This is a genomic window from Dysgonomonas sp., assembly GCF_035323175.1.
In the GTDB taxonomy this organism is placed as follows: domain Bacteria; phylum Bacteroidota; class Bacteroidia; order Bacteroidales; family Dysgonomonadaceae; genus Dysgonomonas.
The window spans coordinates 401,047-424,052 of the sequence record NZ_DAOKYH010000002.1 but is presented as its reverse complement, the minus strand read 5'-3'; the positions used below and the strand labels follow the sequence as shown (position 1 = coordinate 424,052).

Annotated in this window: 20 protein-coding genes; 10 read left to right on the top strand and 10 right to left on the bottom strand. The window is 37.0% G+C overall.

What is annotated here, in order from left to right:
• Positions 1-222: 222 nt before the first annotated feature.
• The 8 genes from PKC55_RS04810 (at position 223) to PKC55_RS04775 (ending at position 11,799) form a co-directional block, all read left to right on the top strand.
• On the top strand, positions 223-1,230 hold the full coding sequence (locus PKC55_RS04810; RefSeq protein WP_135103782.1) for a 2-hydroxyacid dehydrogenase: 1,008 nt from the start codon (positions 223-225) through the stop codon (positions 1,228-1,230).
• 24 nt (positions 1,231-1,254) lie between these two features.
• Positions 1,255-2,424 (top strand): N-acetylmuramoyl-L-alanine amidase family protein, encoded by a 1,170-nt coding sequence (locus PKC55_RS04805; RefSeq protein WP_291125880.1) that lies wholly within the window; start codon positions 1,255-1,257, stop codon positions 2,422-2,424.
• A 38-nt stretch (positions 2,425-2,462) separates the two neighbouring features.
• A complete protein-coding gene (locus PKC55_RS04800) occupies positions 2,463-3,350 on the top strand; it encodes an MlaD family protein (protein WP_291125882.1) in 888 nt (295 codons plus the stop codon).
• 322 nt (positions 3,351-3,672) lie between these two features.
• Positions 3,673-5,076, top strand: coding sequence for a chromosomal replication initiator protein DnaA (dnaA, locus tag PKC55_RS04795; RefSeq protein WP_252637680.1), 1,404 nt, complete (start codon positions 3,673-3,675; stop codon positions 5,074-5,076).
• A gap of 218 nt (positions 5,077-5,294) precedes the next feature.
• Positions 5,295-5,747 (top strand): SsrA-binding protein, encoded by a 453-nt coding sequence (smpB, locus tag PKC55_RS04790; protein ID WP_006842387.1) that lies wholly within the window; start codon positions 5,295-5,297, stop codon positions 5,745-5,747.
• A gap of 38 nt (positions 5,748-5,785) precedes the next feature.
• A complete protein-coding gene (locus PKC55_RS04785; RefSeq protein WP_324372088.1) occupies positions 5,786-7,132 on the top strand; it encodes a DUF3329 domain-containing protein in 1,347 nt (448 codons plus the stop codon).
• Positions 7,133-7,136: 4 nt separating this feature from the next.
• Positions 7,137-10,829 (top strand): methionine synthase, encoded by a 3,693-nt coding sequence (metH, locus tag PKC55_RS04780; protein WP_291125891.1) that lies wholly within the window; start codon positions 7,137-7,139, stop codon positions 10,827-10,829.
• Positions 10,830-10,965: 136 nt separating this feature from the next.
• The gene (locus PKC55_RS04775; protein ID WP_291125894.1) at positions 10,966-11,799 is read left to right on the top strand and encodes a metal ABC transporter permease; all 834 of its coding nucleotides are present in this window, start codon (positions 10,966-10,968) and stop codon (positions 11,797-11,799) included.
• 38 nt (positions 11,800-11,837) lie between these two features.
• Here the strand turns inward: PKC55_RS04775 and PKC55_RS04770 are convergent, their stop codons facing one another.
• The gene (locus PKC55_RS04770) at positions 11,838-12,347 is read right to left on the bottom strand and encodes a threonine/serine exporter family protein (protein WP_006842391.1); all 510 of its coding nucleotides are present in this window, start codon (positions 12,345-12,347) and stop codon (positions 11,838-11,840) included.
• A gap of 6 nt (positions 12,348-12,353) precedes the next feature.
• Positions 12,354-13,154: a threonine/serine exporter family protein gene (locus tag PKC55_RS04765; RefSeq protein ID WP_135103789.1), complete on the bottom strand. Its 801-nt coding sequence runs from the start codon at positions 13,152-13,154 to the stop codon at positions 12,354-12,356.
• Positions 13,155-13,284: 130 nt separating this feature from the next.
• Between PKC55_RS04765 and PKC55_RS04760 the strand changes: the two genes are divergently transcribed.
• A complete protein-coding gene (locus tag PKC55_RS04760) occupies positions 13,285-15,177 on the top strand; it encodes a glycoside hydrolase family 35 protein (protein ID WP_291125899.1) in 1,893 nt (630 codons plus the stop codon).
• Positions 15,178-15,229: 52 nt separating this feature from the next.
• On the opposite strand, the gene PKC55_RS04755 is transcribed toward PKC55_RS04760, so the two are convergent.
• Entirely contained in the window at positions 15,230-16,126 is an 897-nt protein-coding gene (locus tag PKC55_RS04755; RefSeq protein WP_291125902.1) for a LysR family transcriptional regulator, read from the bottom strand.
• 109 nt (positions 16,127-16,235) lie between these two features.
• Between PKC55_RS04755 and PKC55_RS04750 the strand changes: the two genes are divergently transcribed.
• Positions 16,236-16,820: an NAD(P)H-dependent oxidoreductase gene (locus tag PKC55_RS04750; RefSeq protein ID WP_291125905.1), complete on the top strand. Its 585-nt coding sequence runs from the start codon at positions 16,236-16,238 to the stop codon at positions 16,818-16,820.
• A gap of 98 nt (positions 16,821-16,918) precedes the next feature.
• Here PKC55_RS04750 and PKC55_RS04745 read toward each other — a convergent pair whose 3' ends face one another.
• The 7 genes from PKC55_RS04745 to PKC55_RS04715 all read right to left on the bottom strand — a co-directional run bounded on the left by PKC55_RS04745 (position 16,919) and on the right by PKC55_RS04715 (position 23,000).
• Complete coding sequence (locus tag PKC55_RS04745; RefSeq protein WP_006842394.1) at positions 16,919-17,473, bottom strand: 2-oxoacid:ferredoxin oxidoreductase subunit gamma family protein; 555 nt, start codon at positions 17,471-17,473, stop codon at positions 16,919-16,921.
• Positions 17,474-17,483: 10 nt separating this feature from the next.
• On the bottom strand, positions 17,484-18,242 hold the full coding sequence (locus PKC55_RS04740; protein WP_006842395.1) for a thiamine pyrophosphate-dependent enzyme: 759 nt from the start codon (positions 18,240-18,242) through the stop codon (positions 17,484-17,486).
• Positions 18,243-18,330: 88 nt separating this feature from the next.
• On the bottom strand, positions 18,331-19,413 hold the full coding sequence (gene vorB, locus PKC55_RS04735) for a 3-methyl-2-oxobutanoate dehydrogenase subunit VorB (RefSeq protein ID WP_006842396.1): 1,083 nt from the start codon (positions 19,411-19,413) through the stop codon (positions 18,331-18,333).
• Positions 19,414-19,476: 63 nt separating this feature from the next.
• On the bottom strand, positions 19,477-19,707 hold the full coding sequence (locus PKC55_RS04730; protein WP_006842397.1) for a 4Fe-4S dicluster domain-containing protein: 231 nt from the start codon (positions 19,705-19,707) through the stop codon (positions 19,477-19,479).
• A gap of 202 nt (positions 19,708-19,909) precedes the next feature.
• On the bottom strand, positions 19,910-20,386 hold the full coding sequence (ybaK, locus tag PKC55_RS04725) for a Cys-tRNA(Pro) deacylase (protein WP_135103793.1): 477 nt from the start codon (positions 20,384-20,386) through the stop codon (positions 19,910-19,912).
• 126 nt (positions 20,387-20,512) lie between these two features.
• Positions 20,513-21,727: a DUF6051 family protein gene (locus PKC55_RS04720; RefSeq protein WP_135103794.1), complete on the bottom strand. Its 1,215-nt coding sequence runs from the start codon at positions 21,725-21,727 to the stop codon at positions 20,513-20,515.
• Positions 21,728-21,734: 7 nt separating this feature from the next.
• On the bottom strand, positions 21,735-23,000 hold the full coding sequence (locus PKC55_RS04715) for a DUF2851 family protein (protein WP_291125910.1): 1,266 nt from the start codon (positions 22,998-23,000) through the stop codon (positions 21,735-21,737).
• Positions 23,001-23,006: the final 6 nt, after the last annotated feature.

Here is a 23,006-nt window from a genome sequence, read left to right as displayed (position 1 = left end):
AGCTTTTTCGCTCCCTTTATTGTTTTTAGAGTGTTACGGGGTGGCGGGCTAGTTATATATACTTTCTGATTGTATAGCAGGATTGACTAATGAGTGGGGTATATGTGAAAAATATTTTAAATGTAATACTGTAAAACAAATAGCTCAATGATAGTTTTGAGGATAAAAGTTATTTTGTTTACTTTTGTGACTTAGTGTTATAAGAAATAAAAAAATAAAATCATGGCGTACAAAATCGCAGTTTTTGATGCAAAACCATATGACAGAGTTACTTTTGATAGAGTAAATGAAAAATATGGATTCGAACTAACATATCACAAAGAACATCTCGATATAAATAATGTTGTGCTGGCTAACGGTGCAGATGCTGTATGTATTTTTGTTAATGCTGTCGTTGATTCAGATGTTGTAGCAAAATTGAAATCATATGGAATTAATCTGATAGCATTACGTTGTGCCGGTTTCAATAATGTAGATATTTTGGCTGCTGAAAAGCATGGAGTAAAAGTGGTACGTGTACCCGATTATTCTCCGCATGCTATAGCAGAACATACTTTGGCTTTGATGCTTTGTCTTAACCGCAAAGTCCACCGTGCTTTTTTAAGAACACGCGACGGAAACTTTTCTCTTGTTGGGTTCGAAGGTTTTGATATGTACGGAAAGACTGTCGGTGTAATCGGTACAGGCAAGATTGGTAAGGTAGCTATAGGTTTATTCAAAGGTTTAGGAATGAATGTTTTGGCTTATGATCTGTATCCTGATAATGCTTTTGCCGAAGCAGAAGGTATTAAATATGTTACTTTGGATGAGTTGTATGCCAATTCTGATATAATTACCTTGCATTGCCCGTTGACAAAAGAAACAGAGTATCTCATCTGCGATGAGTCTATCAACAAAATGAAAGACGGCGTGATGATTGTTAATACAGGTAGAGGAAAGTTGATTCATACAAGACATCTGATTGATGGATTGTTAAGCCGAAAGATTGGCTATGCCGGATTAGATGTATATGAAGAAGAAGGAGCATACTTCTACGAAGACCACTCTGATGCGGTGATGACAGATGATGTATTGGCTCGACTTTTGTCTTTTAACAATGTGATAGTAACTTCGCATCAGGCATTCTTTACTCAGGAGGCGATGGAGAATATCGCAAATACGACAATGAATAGTATTTCTGATTTTTTTGCAGGCAAAGAACTTAAAAACCAAGTAGTTTATAAAGCGTAACTTTATACATCGATTAATTTCCTTATGAACAAAGTTTTGAGTCTTCTTATTTTACTCTTTATTGCAAATGTAACTTATGCAATAGACTCAAGATTTGTTGTAGTAATTGATGCCGGGCACGGAGGAAAAGATACCGGGGCAACCAGAGGTGGATATAAAGAGAAAGATATAAATCTTGGAGTTGTCTTAGCTTTAGGTCAATTGATAGAGCGAAATCATAAAGATGTAAAAGTTGTATATACTCGAAAATCAGATGTTTTTGTAGATCTTGATAAAAGAGCTGATATAGCAAATAAGGCTAAAGCTAATTTATTTATCTCAGTTCATACCAACTCTACAGCAGCAAAGTCAACTTCAGTATCAGGCGCTGATACTTATATTTTGGGGTTGGCTCGTAGTGAAGAAAACCTACAAGTTGCCAAGCGAGAAAACTCTGTAATATTATTAGAAGATAATTACAAAACCAAATATGAGGGCTTTGATCCTAATTCGCCCGAATCGTATATTATTTTTGAATTCATGACGAACACCTTTATGGAGCAAAGTCTACAATTTGCTTCTTTTGTTCAGTCTGATTTTAGGAATGTAGCAAAGCGAGTGGATAGAGGGGTTCGTCAGGCCGGGTTTTTGGTGTTAAGAAAAACAAGTGCTCCGAGTGTGTTGATTGAGCTAGGTTTTATAAATAATCAATCGGAGGCACAGTTTTTATCAACAAAGTCGGGACAACAGTCGATGGCTACAGCTATCTACTCCGGTTTTAGAAAATACAAACGTGACTTTGATAAAAAACAAGGGAAATTAGTTGTAGAATCTACAGAAGTAGAAGATATTAGTTTTGATGATGTAGAAGAAGAAACGATAACCGTTAAGAATGATCAGAATGAAGACAGGATATCCCAAGTGTCAGTTTCTGAAAAAGTAAGAAACAATACTGCGTCATCAAATAAAAAAATAGAAAAAGATCAAATAGAATATAGAGTGCAGTTTCTTGTATCGCCTCGCAAGTTATCTGGAAATTCACCGGCTCTGAAGGGATTGTCTCCCGTGTCTTTTTATAAAGATGGTAGTGTGTATAGATATACATACGGTTCTACTACCAATTTTAATGAAATAACAAAGATACAGAATCAGGTAAGGTTGAAATTTAAAGATGCATTTGTTATAAGAATGAAGAATGGGAAGCGTATAAAGTAATAAGCACCGGATTAACTAACATACAATAGAGATACATTATGGGTAAAATATCTAAAGAAGTAAAAATAGGCATGGCTTTTGTAATTGCAATATTTATATTGTATTACGGAATCAGTTTCTTGAAAGGAATTAATTTGTTCAGGCCATCTAATTCGTATATGGTAGTTTTTGACGATGTTGCCGGATTAACACAGGCTACACCGGTAACTCTAAACGGTTATTCGATCGGTTTGGTATCTTCTATGAAATTGGATACAGAACACGGAAATCGTATCATTACTTATTTGGATATGAACAAAGGAGTGCAACTACCTAAAGGTAGTAAAATGATATTAGATGTATCTATGTTGGGCTCTGCCACAATAATTGTTAAAGAAAGCGATAATAAGATAGAGTTTATTTCCCCTTCGGACACTATAATTGGCATTCGAAATAAAGGTATGCTGGATGCTGCAGGGGGGATGATCCCTCAAATACAGAATCTCATGCCGAAGATAGATTCTATTTTGACCGGTATAAATGTGCTGGTCAATAATCCTGCTTTATCTCAATCTTTGTCTGATGTGAATCAAATAACAGGAGATTTAGCTAAAACAACAAAACAGCTGAATGTAATGATGGCAGCATTAAATAAAGATGTGCCTACAATTACCGGAAACCTTAGTCAGGCTTCAACCGATTTTGCTACTATGTCGAAACAATTCAACCAAATTGATTTGGCTTCTACTTATAAGTCTGTTGATGCAACCGTGAAAAGCTTAGAAAATCTTTCAGCAAAAATGAATTCGAAAGACGGATCTATTGGTCTGTTGCTGAATGATAGACAACTCTATGATAGTATTGTCAATACCATGAGTAACGCATCTCTGCTTCTTAAAGACGTAAAAGAAAACCCTTCCCGTTATATTAATGTCAAGGTGTTTTAAGGTCATTGTTTAGAATTATTCTAAATAAGCAAAAAACATTATTTTTTGTAAAGGTGTAACACGAATGCTTTCTGAGAGATATTTCGGAATTGTTAAAATTTTGTTACATTTCATTATTGGCTACTAAGGTCTTGATTTAGATAGGCTTTTGAAGGTACTTCCCCTCTGATTGGGTTAAAGCTCTATAAGTAGTTGATATTAAATGAGATGCTTGCTTGTGGCGAATTCCAAATTTATACCCACTTTTTTTTATTGAAAATATTTTAGAAATTTACATTCGGAAGCAATTAATAAATATTCAAATTCATATTAAATAACGTAAATGGAACAAGTGTCAGCTCAGAAATTATGGTCAAATTGTTTGAAGGTTTTTCAGGATAATGTAACTGAGGCCGCTTTCAAGACATGGTTTCTGCCTATTGTCCCACTCTCGTACGAAAACAGGGTGTTTACGATACAAGTTCCCAGCCAATTCTTTTACGAATATTTAGAAGACAAGTTCATTGATTTGCTCAAAGCCACATTATATAGAGAAATAGGCAGCGATACGATATTGCAATATCGCATACTTATGGAAAATACTACAAATACATTAGTAGACTATCGTGGCGATGCAAAATCTTCTACAGATAAGATTGTACTAGGAAAGAATACAAACAAAGTACCTAATCCATTCCAAAAAGTAGTGGCGGATGATTTCGATTCGCAACTGAATAATAAATATACATTCGATAACTTTTTTGAAGGAGAAAGTAACAAGCTGGCTCGTACCGCAGGGGAAACTATAACAAGAAATCCAGGGAAGACAGCCTTCAATCCTTTGTTTGTTCATGGAACATCAGGTGTGGGTAAAACACATTTGTGTCATGCAATAGGAAATAGCATTAAGGAACAATATCCGGAGAAACGTGTATTGTATGTATCTGCTCATTTGTTTAAAGTACAATATGCGGATGCCGGACGATACAATACGACCAATGATTTTATCAATTTCTATCAGGGCATAGATGTCCTTATTATAGACGATATTCACGAATTGGCCGGAATAGAGAAAACGCAGAATACATTATTTCATATATTCAATCATTTACATCAGAACAATAAGCAGCTTATTCTTACTTGTGATAAGTCTCCTTCGGAGCTACACGGTGTTGAAGAACGATTGCTGACTCGCTTTAGATGGGGATTAACTACTAAAGTTGATAATCCGGACAAGCTGTTAAGATTGAAAATCCTTCAGAATAAGATATTACACGATGGATTGTCTATTCCTGAGGATGTAGTAGATTATATAGCTGAAAATGTAACAGATAATGCTCGTGACTTAGAAGGTATTATTGTCTCTATAATGGCGCACTCTTTGGTGTATAACAAAGAGATCGACTTGCCTTTGGCCAGACGAGTTATTGGTCAGGCAATAAAGAAGATAGAAGCAAAGAAAATCACAATTAATACAATAGAATCTGCTGTTTGTGATTTCTATAATATCAAAAGCGAACTTATTCATACAGCATCAAGAAAACGTCAGATTGTGCAAGCAAGACAGGTAGCAATGTATCTTTCTAAGAGTTATACGGAAATGTCTCTTGCTCAGATTGGTTCTCTGATAGGAAAGAAAAACCATGCGACGGTACTCCATGCATGTAGAACAGTACGGGAGCAAATGGAAGTAGATAAAACGTTCCGAGAGGAAGTCGCTGAAATAGAAAAGAAATTAAAAGGTTGAATTTGAGAATTCAACCTTTTTTCTTTGCCTTTTTTTTCTTTGCAAAATCATGTATCCGCAAACTAGCTTTACAATATCAAAATTCTTCTTTTTTTCATAATCAACGCTTGAGATTATCTTCTTCTGAATGCATCAACTAAGAATATTGAGGTTGAAATAGATACTTAAGCCTAATATTTAGTATTTTTGTAAGTTTGGATAAGAATGCTTATATAATTATGAATCAATCAAACATAAATATAAAGAATAAACGTGCAAGTTTTGATTATGAATTTATCGAAACATATACTGCCGGCATTGTGCTTACAGGAACAGAAATAAAATCTATTCGCCTTGGTAAAGCCAGTCTGGTGGATACATTTTGTATGTTCGAAAAGAATGAGCTGTGGGTACGTAATATGTACATTGCAGAATATTTTTATGGTTCGTATAACAATCATGCTGCACGTAGTGATCGCAAACTTTTGTTGAATAAGAAAGAGCTGAAAAAAATACAGCGATTGGTAAAAGAAACAGGATATACGATCGTACCTACCCGTATTTTCTTAAATGAACGGGGTTTAGCGAAGGTAAATATAGCTGTAGCACGAGGTAAAAAACAATATGATAAACGTCAGTCGCTACGCGAGAAAGACGATAAGCGCGCTATGGATCGTGCTATGAAGCATTAATTGTATAGGTAATGTTGCAGGGATTTAAAACGATTTTATTGGAACAAAAATACATTGTTCTGGCTTCCATATTACTGTTCTTCGGTATTTATGGACTGAATCATTATTTCCCTATTACCCTCGATGATTGGACATACAGTATGACAGCCGAAGGCAATAGAGTCGGTTTCTCTGACATTATTCCGTATCAATATGTTCATTACTTCAAGTGGGGAGGACGTTCAGTTGTTCATGCGATAGCTCAGTTTATGCTTGCTGCAGGTGTTTTCTGGGGTGATATCATCAATAGCATTGGGTGTATAGTATTAGTTGTAACAATCTATTATATAGCAAATAAGGGAAACAAGAGTAATTTGTCACTTTTTGTTGGAATAAATCTGTTGATCTGGTTTCTTACGCCTGCATTGATCGAAAATGTTTTTTGGATTACGGGGAGTGCAAACTATATGTGGGGAACCTTACTTATTCTGTTGTTTCTATCTTTCTATTGCTCTGCTTACCTTACAGGAAAGTCTAACGATAGTTGGATAAAAGCCTGTGCAATGTTTTTGCTTGGTATTATCGCCGGATGGACAAATGAGAATATGGCTGTGGCGATGATCTTCTTCGTTGTATGCTTAATTATATTAGCGAAAAAGGAAAAGCAAACGCTACACAAATGGATGATATTAGGGTTTATAGGAGCTATTGTAGGGTGTGCTTTTATGCTGTTAGCGCCAGGTAATTATATAAGAAATGCAGGAGAACTTAGCAACCTGAATTCGGGAGGCACTGAACCTATATACATGTTTTATGTTTATAGGTTTACAAGCATTTTGAAAATGTCTACTTGGTATGCACTTATTCCAACAGTTATATATGCAATCTTTTTATTTCTATATTTCAAATTCAAAAAGAAAGATAGTAATAAGAAGATACTGTTTCTGTCCTTGTTATTTGCCTTTACAGCAGGTGTGGGAACGTTGGCTATGACTGGTGCTCCAACTTTTCCTACTCGGGTGTGGTTTGCTATACTGATATTCCTGTTTATTGCTACAGGGTTGTTATATGCCAATCTTGATTTCTCCATTTTATTTATAAAGAGGTCTTTATACTCAATTATTGGAGTTGCTTCTTTAGTGTTTATTTATTCATATTGGCTAAGTCTCGAAGACTTTAAACGAATACATGGAATATGGGCAGAAAGAGATCGGATTGTGCTTGCTGAAAAACAAAAAGGAATAAAAGATATTATAATATATGGACGTTTTAATGCATCTGAATCGATATTGGTACGTCCTAAAACGGGAGATATTCCTTTAGATTCGATTGTGTGGATGCAGAATGCGTATGGAAATTATATGGGTGTAAACTCAGTTAAAATTTTTGATTTAGAAAATAAATAAATTGATGCAAAAGATACAAGATATATTGAAAGAGAGGATACTTATCCTTGATGGTGCTATGGGGAGCCTTATTCAGCAGTATAAACTGAAAGAAGAAGATTTCAGGGGCGAGCGTTTTTGTGATAGCGCAATATTACAAAAAGGGAATAATGATCTGCTAAATCTCACACGACCCGATATAATAGAAGAAATTCATCGAAAGTATCTGGATGCTGGAGCTGATATTATTGAAACAAATACATTCAATGCAACAGCTATATCCCTAGAGGACTATAACATGTCGCATCTGGCAAAAGAAATAAACAGAGAGGCAGCGAAAATTGCAAAAAAAGCTGCTATAGATTATACAAACCTGAATCCGGATAAGCCTCGTTTTGTTGCGGGTTCTATTGGGCCGACCAACAAAACGGCATCAATGAGTCCTAAGGTTGAAAATCCGATCTATCGTGCTGTTACTTTTGACGACTTGTCTTCTGCTTATAAGGAACAGATAGAGGGGCTTGCGGATGGCGGTGTCGATCTATTGCTTATAGAAACGATATTTGATACGCTAAATGCAAAGGCTGCCTTATTCGCTGCCGAAGAGGTTCGCAAAGAAAGAAATATTGAACTGCCGATAATGATATCTGTGACTTTATCAGATAAAGCAGGGCGTACATTATCAGGGCAAACAATAGGAGGATTTTTGGCATCGGTCAATCATATAGACTATCTTTCGGTCGGGCTTAATTGCTCTTTTGGAGCATCGGATATGAAGCCATTCTTAAAAGAATTGGCTCGAATGGCTCCAAGTTTTATATCAGCGTATCCAAATGCCGGATTGCCAAACCAGTTTGGAGAATATGACCAGACACCTGATATAATGGCTGAGCAAATCAGCGAATTCATCGGAGAAGGATTAGTAAATATTATTGGTGGTTGTTGTGGTACGACACCCGAGCATATTGCAAAATATGCTGATTTGGTGAAGGATTCAAAACCTCACAAACCAGCTGAGAAGCCAAAATATATGTGGCTCTCAGGTTTGGAGTTGCTAGAGGCTAAGCCTGAAATTAATTTTATCAATATAGGAGAACGTCTCAATGTTGCAGGTTCTCGCAAGTTTCTTCGCCTGATAAAGGAAGAGAAATATGAAGAGGCTCTAACTATTGCTCATAAGCAAGTAGAAGATGGAGCACAGGTACTCGATGTGAATATGGATGAAGGGTTGCTTGATGGAGTAAAAGAAATGACTACTTTCCTCAACCTGATGGCTTCCGATCCTGATGTCTCTCGTATTCCTGTGATGATCGACTCCTCGAAGTGGGAAGTGTTGGAAGCCGGGCTAAAATGTGTTCAAGGGAAGGCTATTGTAAATTCAATATCGCTGAAAGGAGGGGAGGAAGAATTTCTTCGTCACGCTCGTCTTGTCCGACAATATGGAGCAGCAGTTATTATAATGGCTTTTGATGAAACAGGACAAGCTGATACATTCTCCCGTAGAATCGAAATCTGTGAGAGAGCATACAAATTGTTGATAAATGACGGATTCGATCCGCTTGATATAATATTCGACCCTAATATTTTAGCTATAGCTACTGGGATAGAAGAACACCGTAATTATGCTGTTGATTTCCTAGAAACTATTACATGGATAAAGAAAAACCTTCCGCATGCAAAGATTAGTGGGGGAGTAAGTAATTTATCTTTCTCTTTCCGTGGCAACGATTATGTTCGTGAAGCGATGCATGCCGTATTCCTCTATTATGCTATTCAGAGGGGTATGGATATGGGAATTGTTAATCCGGGACAATCAGTGGTGTATGATGATATTCCACTCGAACTTAAAAATCTGGTAGAAGATGTGATCTTTAACCGTAGACCGGAAGCTACTGACGAACTTATCGAATATGCGGAACGCATTAAAAATGAAAAGACCGGGCAGACTGAGCAAAAAGTGGAAGAGTGGAGATCGTTCCCGCTTGATGAACGTATTCAGTACTCATTAATAAAGGGTATTAGCGATCATTTGGAAGAAGACTTGGAAGAAGCTCTCAAAGTATATCCTAAGGCTGTGGATATAATTGATAAGCCTCTCATGGACGGTATGAACAAGGTCGGAGACCTGTTTGGTTCGGGTAAGATGTTCTTGCCGCAAGTGGTGAAAACTGCTCGCACAATGAAACGTGCTGTGGCCATTCTTCAACCAACATTGGAAGCGCAGAAATCATCTTCGGCTGGGAGCAATAAGGCCGGAAAGCTTGTTATTGCGACTGTGAAAGGCGATGTACATGATATAGGTAAAAACATCGTAGCTATAATTCTTGCATGTAATAACTATGAAGTCATAGACTTAGGGGTTATGACTCCTCCTGAGGTTATTATTCAGAAAGTAAAGGAAGAGCAGCCGGATATTCTTTGTCTAAGCGGACTGATTACACCATCGCTGGAAGAAATGAGTATTGTTGCTCACGAGATGGAAAAGGCAGGATTCTCTATTCCATTAATGATTGGCGGTGCAACTACATCTAAACTGCATACTGCAATAAAGATAGATCCTAAATACAATAATGGGTCGGTAGTGTATGTAAAAGATGCATCTCAGGCTCCTGCTGCTGTAAGTAAATTAATAAATCCGAATACAAAAGAAAATTATATAAATGAAGTAAAACAGGAATATTCTCAATTAAGAGATAATGCCGGAGATAAGAAGGCTGACCTGTTACCTTTGACTCAAGTTTTAGATAAAGGAATGCCAGTAGACTGGTCTGGATATACAACACCGGAGCCCATAGTAAAAGGGCGACAGGTTTTAAAGCGTATTCCGGTGGATGAGATAGTTCCGTATATCGACTGGAAGTTCTTCTTCCATTCTTGGAATTTATCGGCTCGTTATGCATCTGTGCAGCATATTGATGATTGTTCTTCGTGTAGTACAACATGGTTGAATTCTTTTCCCGAGCAGGAACGAGAAAAAGCAGCCGAAGGCATGCAGCTTTATAAAGATGCTAAGGCTTTGTTAGACCAATTGATATTTGAGAAAGTAGAGTATATAAATGCTGTTTTTGGTGTTTTTGAGGCATATAGCGAAAATGAATGTCTCTACATCAATGACGTCTGTTTTCCGATGCTGCGTCAGCAAAAAAAGAATGACAGAGGAGAATATTTGTCTCTTTGCGATTTTGTTGCACCTAAATCATCAGGGAAGAAGGACTATGTAGGAGGTTTTACAGTAACTGCCGGAGTCGGCTCGAATGAATTGATGAGCGAATTCGAGCAGCAGGGTGACGAATACAAGGTTCTATTACTAAAATCAGTTTTAGACCGATTGGCAGAAGCCACAACCGAGTGGTTGCATGCAAAAATAAGAAGAGAGTATTGGGGCTTTGCTGCCGAGGAAAATATTTCTGTAAATGACATGTTTACTCTTAAATATCAGGGTATTCGTCCGGCAGTAGGCTATCCGTCTATTCCCGATCAGTCTATTAATTTTTTGTTGAATAATGACCTGCTACAATCGAAAGAAATAGGAGTAGAACTTACCGAAAATGGCGTTATGTTACCCAATGCTTCGGTAAGTGGAATAATTATATCTCATCCTAAATCGAAATATTTTAATATTGGAAATATCCTTGATGATCAGATGGAATCCTATGTTGAAAGAAGAGGAGAGGACGCAGAGGTTATTCGCAAATTTTTAAGTGCGAATCTGATATAAATATAAAATAAGTGACAAAACAGGTAAATAAGAAACCTTCAATAAAGTGTTACTTTTGTCACTTTTCTGGAAAATAGAAATGATGATTATTTCTCATTCTAGAAATGTCTGATTCAGAAAAAATAATATTATCACAATGGAATTTTTTGATCTTCTATCCTATAGCTTTTTTCAGAATGCTCTTCTAGGTAGTCTTTTTGCCTCTGTTGCATGTGGAATTATAGGATCGTATGTTGTTATCCGCAGATTAGTTTTTATTAGTGGAGGGATAACACATGCTTCGCTCGGCGGTATTGGAATGGGCTTCTATTTTGGATGGAATCCAATTCTGTCTGCAATGATTTTTTCTATACTGTCGGCGTTTGGTATTGAGTGGCTTTCTTCAAGGCAGGGAGTTAGAGAAGATTCTGCTATTGGTTCATTCTGGTCTTTAGGGATGGCTGTTGGTATTATTTTTATCTATCTTAAGCCCGGGTTTGCACCCAACCTTTCCGATTATCTCTTTGGAAATATTTTAACTATAACAAAACCAGATATTGTATATCTGGCTGTTTTATCATTGGTGCTTATCATTGTTTTCCTGCTTTTTGGGCGACAAATACTTTTTGCAGCATTCGATCCTGATTTTGCAAAGACACGCAATCTTTCTGTCAATCTGATTAAGTATGCGATGATGATGGGTATAGCAATAACAATCGTTTTGTCTATCCGTTTGGTTGGAATTGTTTTACTTATGTCTATATTGACGGTTCCTCAGATGACAGCAAATCTATTCACTTCTAATTTTGTAAAGATGATTTTGCTGTCTATTCTTATAGGGTTCTTGGGTTGTTTGGTTGGATTATTTCTTTCTGCTGTTTTGGATGTACCGTCTGGTGTATTTATTATTTTTACTCAGATAATAGTATTCCTTATATCCCGATGGATCGTCAAATTAATACATAAGAAACAATTAATCGGTTCTTTATAGGGGAACTGAGATAGATAATAAAGTAAACTAGAAGAGTATCAGCCCTTTCCTATTATATCTTTCAGTGATATATTTTTTACACTCGACTTTCGGAAAAGCAGCGCACTGATACATATTCCTATTGCCAAGGTAAATAAAAGAGACATTGTCAACATCAGATTGTGTGACATCTCTATGAGTATCCGAGGGTTCTGCTCTACAATCGTTAGATCTGTAACCTTTATTCCGGCAAGCATAGTTTTATAAGCAAACATACCCGGTATCATCGTAATACAGGCCGGCATTGTAAATACAACAGGTGGACTATCTACCTTATGCGCAGCAAAAATGCCTATCAGCCCTATCAGTACAGACCCTGCCAGAGTTGCGGTTATTAACCCGAAATCGAGCTGAACCAAAATAAAACGGATACAATGTCCCATTCCTCCCAGCAGGCCGGCTACCCATAACAAACGTTTAGGTGAACCAAATAATATAGCCCAACAGAAGCCGACGATGAATGCAATGCCAAAGTCGCGTAGTATATTTATAATAGTAAGTTCTTCCATCTTTTTCTAAAAATTATTGATCCCCATTAATGTAATACATAAGGTCATTCCTGCGGCAATACAAAGTAAAATAAACCCTCCGAATAAGGCTCTGTTGATTGCAGACGAGAGGTAGCCTTCTATCAGGTCTATAACACAATTTATAAGAGGGACTCCGGGTATAAGATATAATACACCTGTAGCCATGGCAGCTTCGGGGTGTGCTCCGATTCCATATAGTCTTCCAAGCCCTGTAATCAGAGTGGTAACAAAAGCTGCTATCGAGATACAAATCATAGAGTTGAAATTCTTCTTAGAGAAGGCAACACGTACAAAATATCCTAAAAAAGCGGCAATAAAAGTAACCATAGCGTTCATCGAATCTCCTAATGAGAAAAGGCATAGCCCTGCGCATGAAAGTCCGACAGCTATAGCAACATATATATCTTTATAATATGGTTTAGCTTTGATTGCAGCAAATTCATTTTCTGCTTCAGTGATGGAAAGTTTCTCTTCTTTTACTTTCCACGACAAATGTGATATTTCGGTCAAAACAGCAAGGTGGACATTGTGAGGGGGCGAATTCTTAAATCTGGTGACTGTATTTGCAGGGTCGTTCATATCTTTTACAGTAATTAACAGCCCTTTGAACGTAGGATCTATATGTAGATCAAACTCCCATGTCGAAGCCATTCTCCCCAGATTACTATTGAGTCTTCCGCAGTGCGCTCCCGATGCAAGTAGATAAGTACCTATATCTAAAATGAGATCGGCTAAGCGTTGCGCTGGTATTTTTACTTTTTCTGTTGTATCTTTATACTCTAACATTCCAACCTTAATTTTACGACAAAGATATTAAAGAATATTTAATGTAGTAAACACTTATAATTGAGTTTATAAACGTGAATTTAATTTATAATAATATATAGCTTTAAATTAGTAATTTAAAAAGAAAACCATGTTTAAAAAGATTTGTTCAACCTTTTTTATATTATTATTCGTTTTTTCCATCAGTTCTTTTTCTCAGAAGAAACATACGTTTGAGATTAAGAACGGAGATTTTGTATATGACGGAAAACCGGTAAGAATAATTTCAGGCGAAATGCATTATCCGCGTATTCCTCATCAATATTGGCGTCATCGTATGCAGATGCTGAAAGCAATGGGACTGAATGCTGTGGCTACTTATGTATTCTGGAATATACATGAACCCGAACCTGGTAAGTGGGATTTTACAGGAGATAAGAATCTTGCGGAATATATAAAAATAGCAGGTGAAGAAGGATTGATGGTGATACTTCGTCCCGGTCCGTATGTATGTGCTGAGTGGGAATTTGGAGGTTATCCTTGGTGGCTTCAAAATGTAGAGGGTTTGGAATTGAGACGTGATAACGAACAATTTCTAAAATATACCCAGTTATATATAAACAGATTGTATAAGGAAGTTGGAAACTTGCAAATAACTAAAGGTGGCCCTATTGTTATGGTGCAGGCAGAGAATGAGTTCGGATCTTATGTCTCCCAACGTAAAGATATTCCATTAGAAGAGCATCGCCGATACAATGCAAAAATCGTTCAGCAATTAAAAGATGCAGGTTTCGATGTTCCATCTTTTACTTCGGATGGAAGTTGGTTATTTGAAGGAGGCGCTGTTCCAGGGGCTTTACCAACAGCAAATGGGGAAAGTAATATAGAGAATTTAAAGAAAGCCGTAGATAAGTATAATGGAGGACAAGGACCTTATATGGTTGCAGAGTTTTATCCCGGATGGCTTGCTCACTGGCTCGAACCTCATCCTCAGATAAGTGCTACAAGTATAGCCCGTCAAACAGAAAAGTATTTACAAAATAATGTGTCTATCAACTATTACATGGTGCATGGCGGAACTAATTTTGGTTTTACCAGTGGTGCTAACTATGATAAGAAACATGATATTCAGCCCGATCTCACTAGCTACGATTACGATGCACCTATAAGCGAAGCCGGATGGGTAACGCCAAAGTACGATTCGCTTCGTAATGTAATTAAAAAATATGTCAATTACTCTTTGTCTAAGGTTCCCACTGCTATACCTGTGATAGAGATCCCATCTATTAAACTTGACAAGATAGCTACATTAGACGGATTGAACTCAAAAGTAGTGGAAAATAATAAACCTATGACGTTCGAACAGTTGAACCAAGGCTACGGTTATGTTCTGTATAAAAAGCACTTCAATCAGCCAATAAATGGAACTCTGGAAATAAATGGATTACGTGATTATGCCACTGTATATGCAAATGATGAAAAAGTAGGGGAACTTAATCGATACTTTAATAAATATTCTATAGATGTCGAAATACCATTCAATTCTACGTTAGAGATCTTAGTAGAGAACATGGGGCGTATCAATTACGGATCTGAGATTGTTCATAACACAAAAGGAATCATCAGCCCTGTTGTAATAAACGGAATGGAGATAGAAGGTGATTGGCAAATGTATCAGATACCGATGGATGAAGCTCCTGATTTTAGTAAAATGCAACAATCAAGTGTGTATAGTAATACAGAATCAATAGCTAAACGTCTTCTGGGTGCTCCGGCTTTATATAAAGGAACATTCAATCTTACAGAAACCGGGGATACATTCCTCGATATGGAAGATTGGGGGAAAGGTATTGTCTTTATAAATGGTAAGAACATCGGGCGTTATTGGCATGTAGGACCTCAACAAACATTATATATTCCCGGTGTATGGCTGAAAAAAGGACAAAATGAGATTGTAATTTTTGAACAACTGCATGATAAGCATCACACAGAAGTAAGAACAACAAAAGTTCCTGTGTTGACAAATCTTAAGCTGCCTCAATAAGGTAACTACTATAGAATGAAAGGGTGAGAAATCACCCTTTCTTACTTTTATGTTACTCAATAGACATTTGCGTCATAAAAATCTCCTGTAGTATATCTAGCTCTTTCTTATAGATTGTCTTCTTGCGTTGGGCGAAATATAATATGTTCTCGAGAGGCGTATACCCTTCCCATACTAGTTGTATATTACCATCTTCTAATTCCTTTTTTGCTAAAAAGTCCGGTATAATGGCAAATCCTTCTTTGCCTGAGATACAACGTATAATAGAGCTTATATTGGGTACAATATAATTCGGTTTAAAGTCCGGCCTTTTCTTGAAATTATGTAGCCAGAAATTTCGCAAATGTTCCATATCTCCCGTTGTGCCAAACCATGTTTGTTTATTTAGCCAATCTTCTACTTTTTCAGGTTTTTGCATCACCTGATAGAATTCCGTAATATTACTTTTCGATCCAGCTATCAATGTGATTTTTTCTTTCGAAAATGGAATATACTGTATATTAAATGATTCATCTTTTTGGGGTGATATCACAAAATCCAGTAAACCTTTATCCAGATCATTCAACATATCCTGATATATACCGAATTTTGATATGAGGTTAAATGGAAGTTCACTTATAAAAGGCTCCAGTACGTGTTGGAATGTTTCAAAACACATGCCAATACTAATACTCGATTTGCCTGAATCGGCATTCCTGTAAAAATGTTTTTCTGCTTCCTCCAGTTTTTTTACGGCATCCACAATTGAGTTATAGAGCATATTGCCATGTTCGGTGGGTAGCATCTTCCGTGTTCCTCTGTCAAACAATTTATTCCCGATATGTGCCTCTAAAGAATTCAGATGCAGACTTACTCCTGGTTGTGATATATATAACCTATTCGCTGCTGATGTGAGCGAACCGGTTTCATATATTGCTTTAAAGGTTCGGAACCATTCAAAATTTACCACTTTATTTTGTTATTATAATTATAATACAAATATATAATTTATATTATTTTACTGATCGAAAAAAAGGCTTTATTTTTGCAACACTAAATATTAAAAGGTAAGAATAAACATGAAGAAAATATTTGTAATAAATGGAGCTCCTAAATTTGCCCATTCGGGCGGAGAATTTAATAAGACATTGTCAGATTGGACTGTAGATTACTTTAAAGATAAAGATTATGATGTGAAATATACTGATATCAATGATGAATATAATCTATCTGATGAAGTTGAAAAGTTTGTATGGGCAGATGTTATTGTATACCATACCCCTATTTGGTGGTTTCAGATTCCGAATGATTTTAAACGATACATTGACGAGGTCTTTACCGAAGGTCATCAAAAAGGGGTTTATTTTAGTGATGGTAGGCGCTCGGCTAATCCCACCCGCAATTATGGTACGGGAGGTTCATTGCAAGGACGTAAGTATATGCTTACTACTACATGGAATGCTCCTTTAGAGGCATTTACTATCGAAGGTGAGTTTTTTAAGCAACATAGTGTTGACGAAGGTGTTATGTTCGGGTTTCATCGGATGAATGCTTTTGTAGGAATGGAGCCTGTAAAAAGTTTTCACTTCTATGACGTGATGAAGAACCCCAATATAAAACAATCTCAAGAAGATTATGTAACACATTTGAATGATGTGTTCTAAATATTATTTTCTGCCCTAAGATTGATTAATGGTACTTATATAGAAAAAGGATAGTAATTTTTTTTACTATCCTTTTTTATTTTCAAAGAAACGGAATCTTATTCAGATTTTTGAACTTCTTGTATTATTTCCATACCTTTCATTATTGCCTGCTCATTCATTGGCAGTAAACCATGGTGACGTTCCGGCAAAGATTTTTTCAATCCTTTCATAACGTTTTCGAGTTTTACCATTGGGCTTACTTTCAATAATCCACCTAGAACAATCATATTGAATGCTTTCGTATTTTTCATCAATATAGCTGTATCCACAGCTTCAACTTTATAGATATTGATATCCTTACGTGTTGGTGGATGTTGAAATCCGTTCGGGTCATAAATTAATATTCCTCCCGGTTTTACATGCGATTCGAATTTATCCAATGACGGCTGATTTAAAATAATCGCAATATCAAACTCATTTACTATCGGCGAGCTGATGGGGCTGTCGCTCAATATTACAGTCACGTTAGCTGTACCACCACGTTGCTCCGGTCCGTAAGAAGGGAACCATGAAACTTCTTTATCTTCCATCAGACCTGAATAAGCAAGGATTTTACCCATAGATAATACACCCTGTCCTCCAAAACCTGCTATAATTATTTCTTGTGTCATGTTTCTTTGTTTAAATATTTTTCAAATCGCCTAATGGATATGCAGGAAACATATTTTCTACCATCCAATCGTTAGCTGCCTGAGGAGACATTTTCCATCCTGCATTACATGTAGATACAATTTCTACAATAGATGTTCCTTTATTCTCCATCGAGTTTTCGAACGCTTTACGTATCATGCGTTTTGCTTTCTTTACAGAGGCTGCCGTATGAACGCTCTGACGAGTAGCCAGACAAACTCCTTGTAACTGAGCCAACAAATCGAGAATCTTGAGAGGGTATCCACTCTCGTGAGTATCGCGTCCGTTAGGAGATGTTGATGTTATCATTTGGCTAAGGGTTGTTGGAGCCATTTGTCCTCCGGTCATGCCATAAATTCCGTTATTTATAAAGATTATAGCAATATTTTCACCTCTATTTGCCGCATGTATTGTTTCACCTGTACCAATGGCAGCTAAGTCTCCGTCTCCCTGATATGTAAATACCATTTTATCGGGATTCAGTCGTTTTGCTGCTGTAGCCAGTGCCGGAGCACGTCCGTGTGCAGCTTCCTGCCAGTCGATATCCAAATAGTTGTACGCAAACACAGCACAACCAACCGGAGCTATACCGATTGTTTTATCACGCAATTCCATATCATCAATAACCTCAGCTATCAACTTATGAACTACACCATGTGAACAACCCGGGCAGTAATGCATGTCCACATCGTTCATCAATGCAGGCTTGGCATATACTAGGTTAGCCGGATCTATAATATTTGTACTCATAATTGTTTAAACTTTGAATTTTAAGGTCTCAGACCTACTTACTATTCTCGCAAATGCGATAAACACTTGCCTATCTTAATATCGTTTTTCAACAATCAAATTTATTCTGCAAGGCGTCTACTACTTCGCTTGGTGTAGGAACAATTCCACCCAAACGTCCGTAATGTTCAACCTTTACTTTACCGTTTACAGCCAAACGAACATCCTCGACCATCTGTCCGGCGTTCATTTCTACTGTAAGCATTCCTTTTACCTTTGTTGAATATTTGTCAATCTCCTTCGATGGGAATGGCCACAAAGTTATTGGGCGTATAAGACCCACCTTTATTCCTTGAGCACGTGCTATCTCCATTGCCTTTTGACATATACGGGCAGCAGACCCGAAAGCAACAAGTATATAATCTGCATCTTCGCAGTTTACCTCCTGATGCAAACAAACATCTTTCTCTATCTTCTTAAACTTAGCTTGAAAACGGAGGTTATTTATCTCCATCTTATACGGATCAAGTTCCAGCGAAGTTATTACATTCGGTTTTCTATCAGCTGGTTTTCCTAGGGTAGCCCAAGGACATTGTTCGCGTATCTCTTTTTCGGTTCTTCTGCGTTTAAATTCCGGAAGTTTTACCTTTTCCATCATTTGCCCGATAACACCATCGGTAAGTATCATAGCAGGTGTTTGATATTTGAATGCGAGATCGAATCCCAATGCAACAAAGTCCACCATTTCTTGTACCGATGCAGGAGCAAGAGTTATCAGGTTATAATCGCCATGCCCTCCTCCTTTTACAGTTTGGAAATAATCGGCTTGCGATGGCTGTATTGTACCCAATCCGGGTCCTCCACGCATAACATTCACTAACAAACAAGGCAATTCGGCTCCGGCAAGATAAGACACCCCTTCGAGCATTAAACTCATACCCGGGCTTGAAGATGAGGTCATCACGGCTTTGCCGCATCCGGCTCCCCCGTAAACCATATTTATAGATGCTATTTCGCTTTCAGCCTGAAGTACAACCATACCGGTAGTATTCCACGGTGCTTCGGCCATCAACGTTTCCATTATCTCCGATTGAGGAGTAATAGGATAGCCAAAATATCCGTCTGTCCCATATCTAATTGCAGCATGAGCTATGGCTTCATTGCCTTTCATTAAAACTATTTCTTCTGACATAATTTTTGGTTAATTAAAAAAACGAATCTACTAAGCGAAAAAGCTGTATTGATTCGTCATCATTTATTCAAATTTTTTCTTGTAGACTGTGAGACATCCGTCAGGACATACATAACCACAATTGGCACAACCTATACAAGCATCTGGATTTTTCATGTAAACGTAGTGATAACCTCGGCTGTTAACTTCACGAGGTTGAAGTTCTAAAACATCACAAGGACATGAAACCACACAGAGGTCACAGCCCTTACAACGTTCTTCGTTTACAACTACTGTTCCTTTTATTTTGGCCATTTTTTCTTTATAATAATTTTTTTAGTAATCGCTAACTATAATAAAGTTCTCATTTGATCTCCACGCAAAGGTAGAGGTTATTCTTATTATATTCCTTTTTTTTATGAATAAAGATGTTAAAAAAAAGATGTCTTAAAACATATTGAGATAGCATTTTATCATACAAGATCTAATAATCTATGTCTTTAGAGATGTTTAATCTTTATTTAGTGAGGCTACCGGTTGTTATGCTTACTATTTGTATTAAATCCAGCGGATTTAACTGAATCTGTAAACCTCTTTTTCCGGCACTTATGTAAATATATTCGAACACTTCATAAGATTTATCGATATAGGTCGGAAACAATTTTTTCATACCAATAGGAGAACAAGCGCCTCTTATATATCCTGTGATATTAAGAAGCTCTTTCATCGGTATCATATCACAACTCTTATTTCCTGAGATTTTAGCAGCTGCTTTCAAATCGAGCTCTTCAGCTCCGGGTATAATACAAACAAAATAGCCGGACTTATCTCCTTTCAGTACCAGTGTTTTAAAAACCTGCTCAACAGGCTCGTGTAACTGTTCGGCCACATGTATGGCACTAAGATCGGACTCGTCAACCTGATATGGAATAAGCTTATATTCTATTTTCTCTTTATCCAAAAGCCGGACGGCGTTTGTTTTATCAATCTTCATTTCTACTTATTTTTCTGCAAATAAAACAACTAAACATGATAGATGTTTACAAAGTATGTTTTGTACTCATATTAATTGCCCTTATTGCTTTCTCATATATTAAGTTCAGAAAGAAAAAATACAGCACTAAGATTGGAGAAAAGCACTGATTTTGTCAAATGTAAATCTGAATTGCTCGTCTACTTCATCTGCGATTTTTGGTAGTGCAGGGAATGGATCTTCATGTATATATTTGTATGGATAATCCAGAATTTCGATATTGATCGGGATATCCCTGCGTGAACCTTGCAGTGTATTTATTACTTCATAGGCCGGAACAACTTCATCCTTCGCCAATGTTATAGCATAGAATTGATGGCTCATTTTTCGGAATACTTCCTCCCGGCATTCTGTCAGTACTCTATAATTCAGCATGCTTCTGAAGTTGTTGCCTTCCGGATGTGTATGCATATAATGACGAAGCACTTCGTCGCGCTTCATGTGGCTATCCAGATGTTCTACGACATAGGAATAAAGACTTACATTGGCTTCACTGTCGAGAATAAATTTTGAGACGGGTGATAGTCTGTTGAATACTGCTCCTCCACAAAAAGTAGCATACTTGGAGTTAGAGAAATGCCCGTCTTTGTTACTCATCATCAGTATTTCGCCTAAGAATGTCCCTATAGAATATGAAAAGAAATCGATAGAAGCATCCTTATCTATAGCGGGATGTAATCCTTCCTTGAAATTCTCTACAAAGTCGATTACATCATAGTAAGTTTGCAACCCCGACCAAATAAAACGTTGAGGCTTATTATGCAAACGTGTACTGATGGCTACATTAGATAAACTGGAACAGATAACATCGGGGTGGCGCATTTTTCGTTGCTCGCTCACTCTGTACATTTCACGAGTACTACTCCAAACCGCAGGAGCACGATTCATATGAAATGCTATAGGGAACATAACTATTGATTTACCCGTTTTGTCGACTATATGCTTAGCCCACGGTAAATATTTATACCAAGTTTTCTCATTAAAGCCGTGAAACATGAGTATAATGCCTTTCGCTTTCGTTTCTTTTTTAGGCATTATCATGTGATATCTGAACTTGATATTCTCTAATATTTCAGCATCTCTCTTGTTCAACATTTCCTGAATCACATCGGGTTCATAATCTTCAGGTACACTCGGTATAAATTCATAATCATCGTTATTGCCCAATCCTCCGGGAAGGATAAAACGATAATTGGAGTCGAAGGTAAAGTTACGCATTACCAAATTTTGATCGATCTCGATCTCACTATCTGTATAGTTCTCGATCTTCTTTAGATGATTAAAAAGGTCTATGTACTTCATTTTATTTTTATTTTTCTACCAGTAATTGATGTCCTATTCTACAAAACAAACATTTGCGAAGTTCGCAATATTCTCTCTTCAGTTGAATCATAGCCTGTGAGTCGGCTGCACTGTTTAATGGCATTTTCAATTTTGCAAAAAGCTTGGTTATACTATTTTGTTCAGGTTTTAGCATTTCCAAAAACTTTAGAGCTCGTTCGCAAAGGGTTTCATTGTCTATACTTTTCCCATATATAAATAATATCGGAGCTACAGTGTTGATCAGTAAAATGTCGAGAGACGAATCACCTAGATATTTAGACTTACGTTCCGATGTTACTCCAAATGCGTAATGGGTTTGCCAATACTCAGAGGCATTGACATGAAACATCAGCCGGATACGTCCGATATCATCACAAGCTGTAATTTTAGAAAATAATCCATGTGAACTATGTAACAAAGAAGCCAGTTGGGCAATTCTTATCTGAGGAAAAGCCGTAGGCCGTGATCTCATACTTTTGAATATATATGAATCTAACGGTTTCAGATCATATTTATTTTTCAGAAACTCATATTCTTTTTTCAGCAAAACGAAGTAATCATCTTCAACTTTCACATTATCAAGCATACCCGCCTGTCCGAATAAAACAGCTTCTATTTGAATAATATTGTCTCCTTGTTTTTGAATGCACTTCAATGGCAGACTAAGCGCTAATCGCTCAAAAGAGTCGGAGTTGAGGCCAAATCCAAAATTTCTGGTAAGCAGCACATAAAAAGCATCTTCCCACGAGTTCTGGAAACGCTTTAGTAGGCTTTCTATATGATTCGCTTTTCTTTCGAGACGCTCTATCAGTAAGGTATTCATCCACGAGTTGAGGTGAAAAGGCGGAACGTTTCCTATATAGTTGCGGCACGGAATGTCTGTATTGGAATGAATGAGGAAATCATAGTTCTCTTTTATATGCTGCGGATACGTTATCTCGCATTGGATAACAGATTGTCCCAGTTCATTAAATACTTCACAATTAGCCTTCTCTACTACATGAAGTATCACCGAATTGTAGCTTTTGTTTTTATGATGGTTATGTGCTTTCCATTGATCTGAGCTTGTATGTATTTCTATATTTCCTGCCCATAATTCACCATCTATTTTTATTTTAGCATTAAAATAGTCGGGACCCTCATTCGTATTTGGCAAGCCTACGTCTAAAACTTCTATCTGACGACCATCAGTCGTTTTCAGTTCTTTCTGATAGAGTTTGAATTTCCAGATGTAGTGTAAAATGTCTTCCATAAGTTA

Bases quoted from the DNA above. Each gene is read 5' to 3' on its own strand.
- PKC55_RS04810 (WP_135103782.1), top strand. From the start codon at position 223: ATGGCGTACAAAATCGCAGTTTTTGATGCAAAACCATATGACAGAGTT.
- PKC55_RS04805 (WP_291125880.1), top strand. From the start codon at position 1,255: ATGAACAAAGTTTTGAGTCTTCTTATTTTACTCTTTATTGCAAATGTA.
- PKC55_RS04800 (WP_291125882.1), top strand. From the start codon at position 2,463: ATGGGTAAAATATCTAAAGAAGTAAAAATAGGCATGGCTTTTGTAATT.
- dnaA (WP_252637680.1), top strand. From the start codon at position 3,673: ATGGAACAAGTGTCAGCTCAGAAATTATGGTCAAATTGTTTGAAGGTT.
- smpB (WP_006842387.1), top strand. From the start codon at position 5,295: ATGAATCAATCAAACATAAATATAAAGAATAAACGTGCAAGTTTTGAT.
- metH (WP_291125891.1), top strand. From the start codon at position 7,137: ATGCAAAAGATACAAGATATATTGAAAGAGAGGATACTTATCCTTGAT.
- PKC55_RS04775 (WP_291125894.1), top strand. From the start codon at position 10,966: ATGGAATTTTTTGATCTTCTATCCTATAGCTTTTTTCAGAATGCTCTT.
- PKC55_RS04770 (WP_006842391.1), bottom strand. From the start codon at position 12,347: ATGGAAGAACTTACTATTATAAATATACTACGCGACTTTGGCATTGCA.
- PKC55_RS04765 (WP_135103789.1), bottom strand. From the start codon at position 13,154: ATGTTAGAGTATAAAGATACAACAGAAAAAGTAAAAATACCAGCGCAA.
- PKC55_RS04760 (WP_291125899.1), top strand. From the start codon at position 13,285: ATGTTTAAAAAGATTTGTTCAACCTTTTTTATATTATTATTCGTTTTT.
- PKC55_RS04750 (WP_291125905.1), top strand. From the start codon at position 16,236: ATGAAGAAAATATTTGTAATAAATGGAGCTCCTAAATTTGCCCATTCG.
- PKC55_RS04745 (WP_006842394.1), bottom strand. From the start codon at position 17,473: ATGACACAAGAAATAATTATAGCAGGTTTTGGAGGACAGGGTGTATTA.
- PKC55_RS04740 (WP_006842395.1), bottom strand. From the start codon at position 18,242: ATGAGTACAAATATTATAGATCCGGCTAACCTAGTATATGCCAAGCCT.
- vorB (WP_006842396.1), bottom strand. From the start codon at position 19,413: ATGTCAGAAGAAATAGTTTTAATGAAAGGCAATGAAGCCATAGCTCAT.
- PKC55_RS04730 (WP_006842397.1), bottom strand. From the start codon at position 19,707: ATGGCCAAAATAAAAGGAACAGTAGTTGTAAACGAAGAACGTTGTAAG.
- ybaK (WP_135103793.1), bottom strand. From the start codon at position 20,386: ATGAAGATTGATAAAACAAACGCCGTCCGGCTTTTGGATAAAGAGAAA.
- PKC55_RS04720 (WP_135103794.1), bottom strand. From the start codon at position 21,727: ATGAAGTACATAGACCTTTTTAATCATCTAAAGAAGATCGAGAACTAT.
- PKC55_RS04715 (WP_291125910.1), bottom strand. From the start codon at position 23,000: ATGGAAGACATTTTACACTACATCTGGAAATTCAAACTCTATCAGAAA.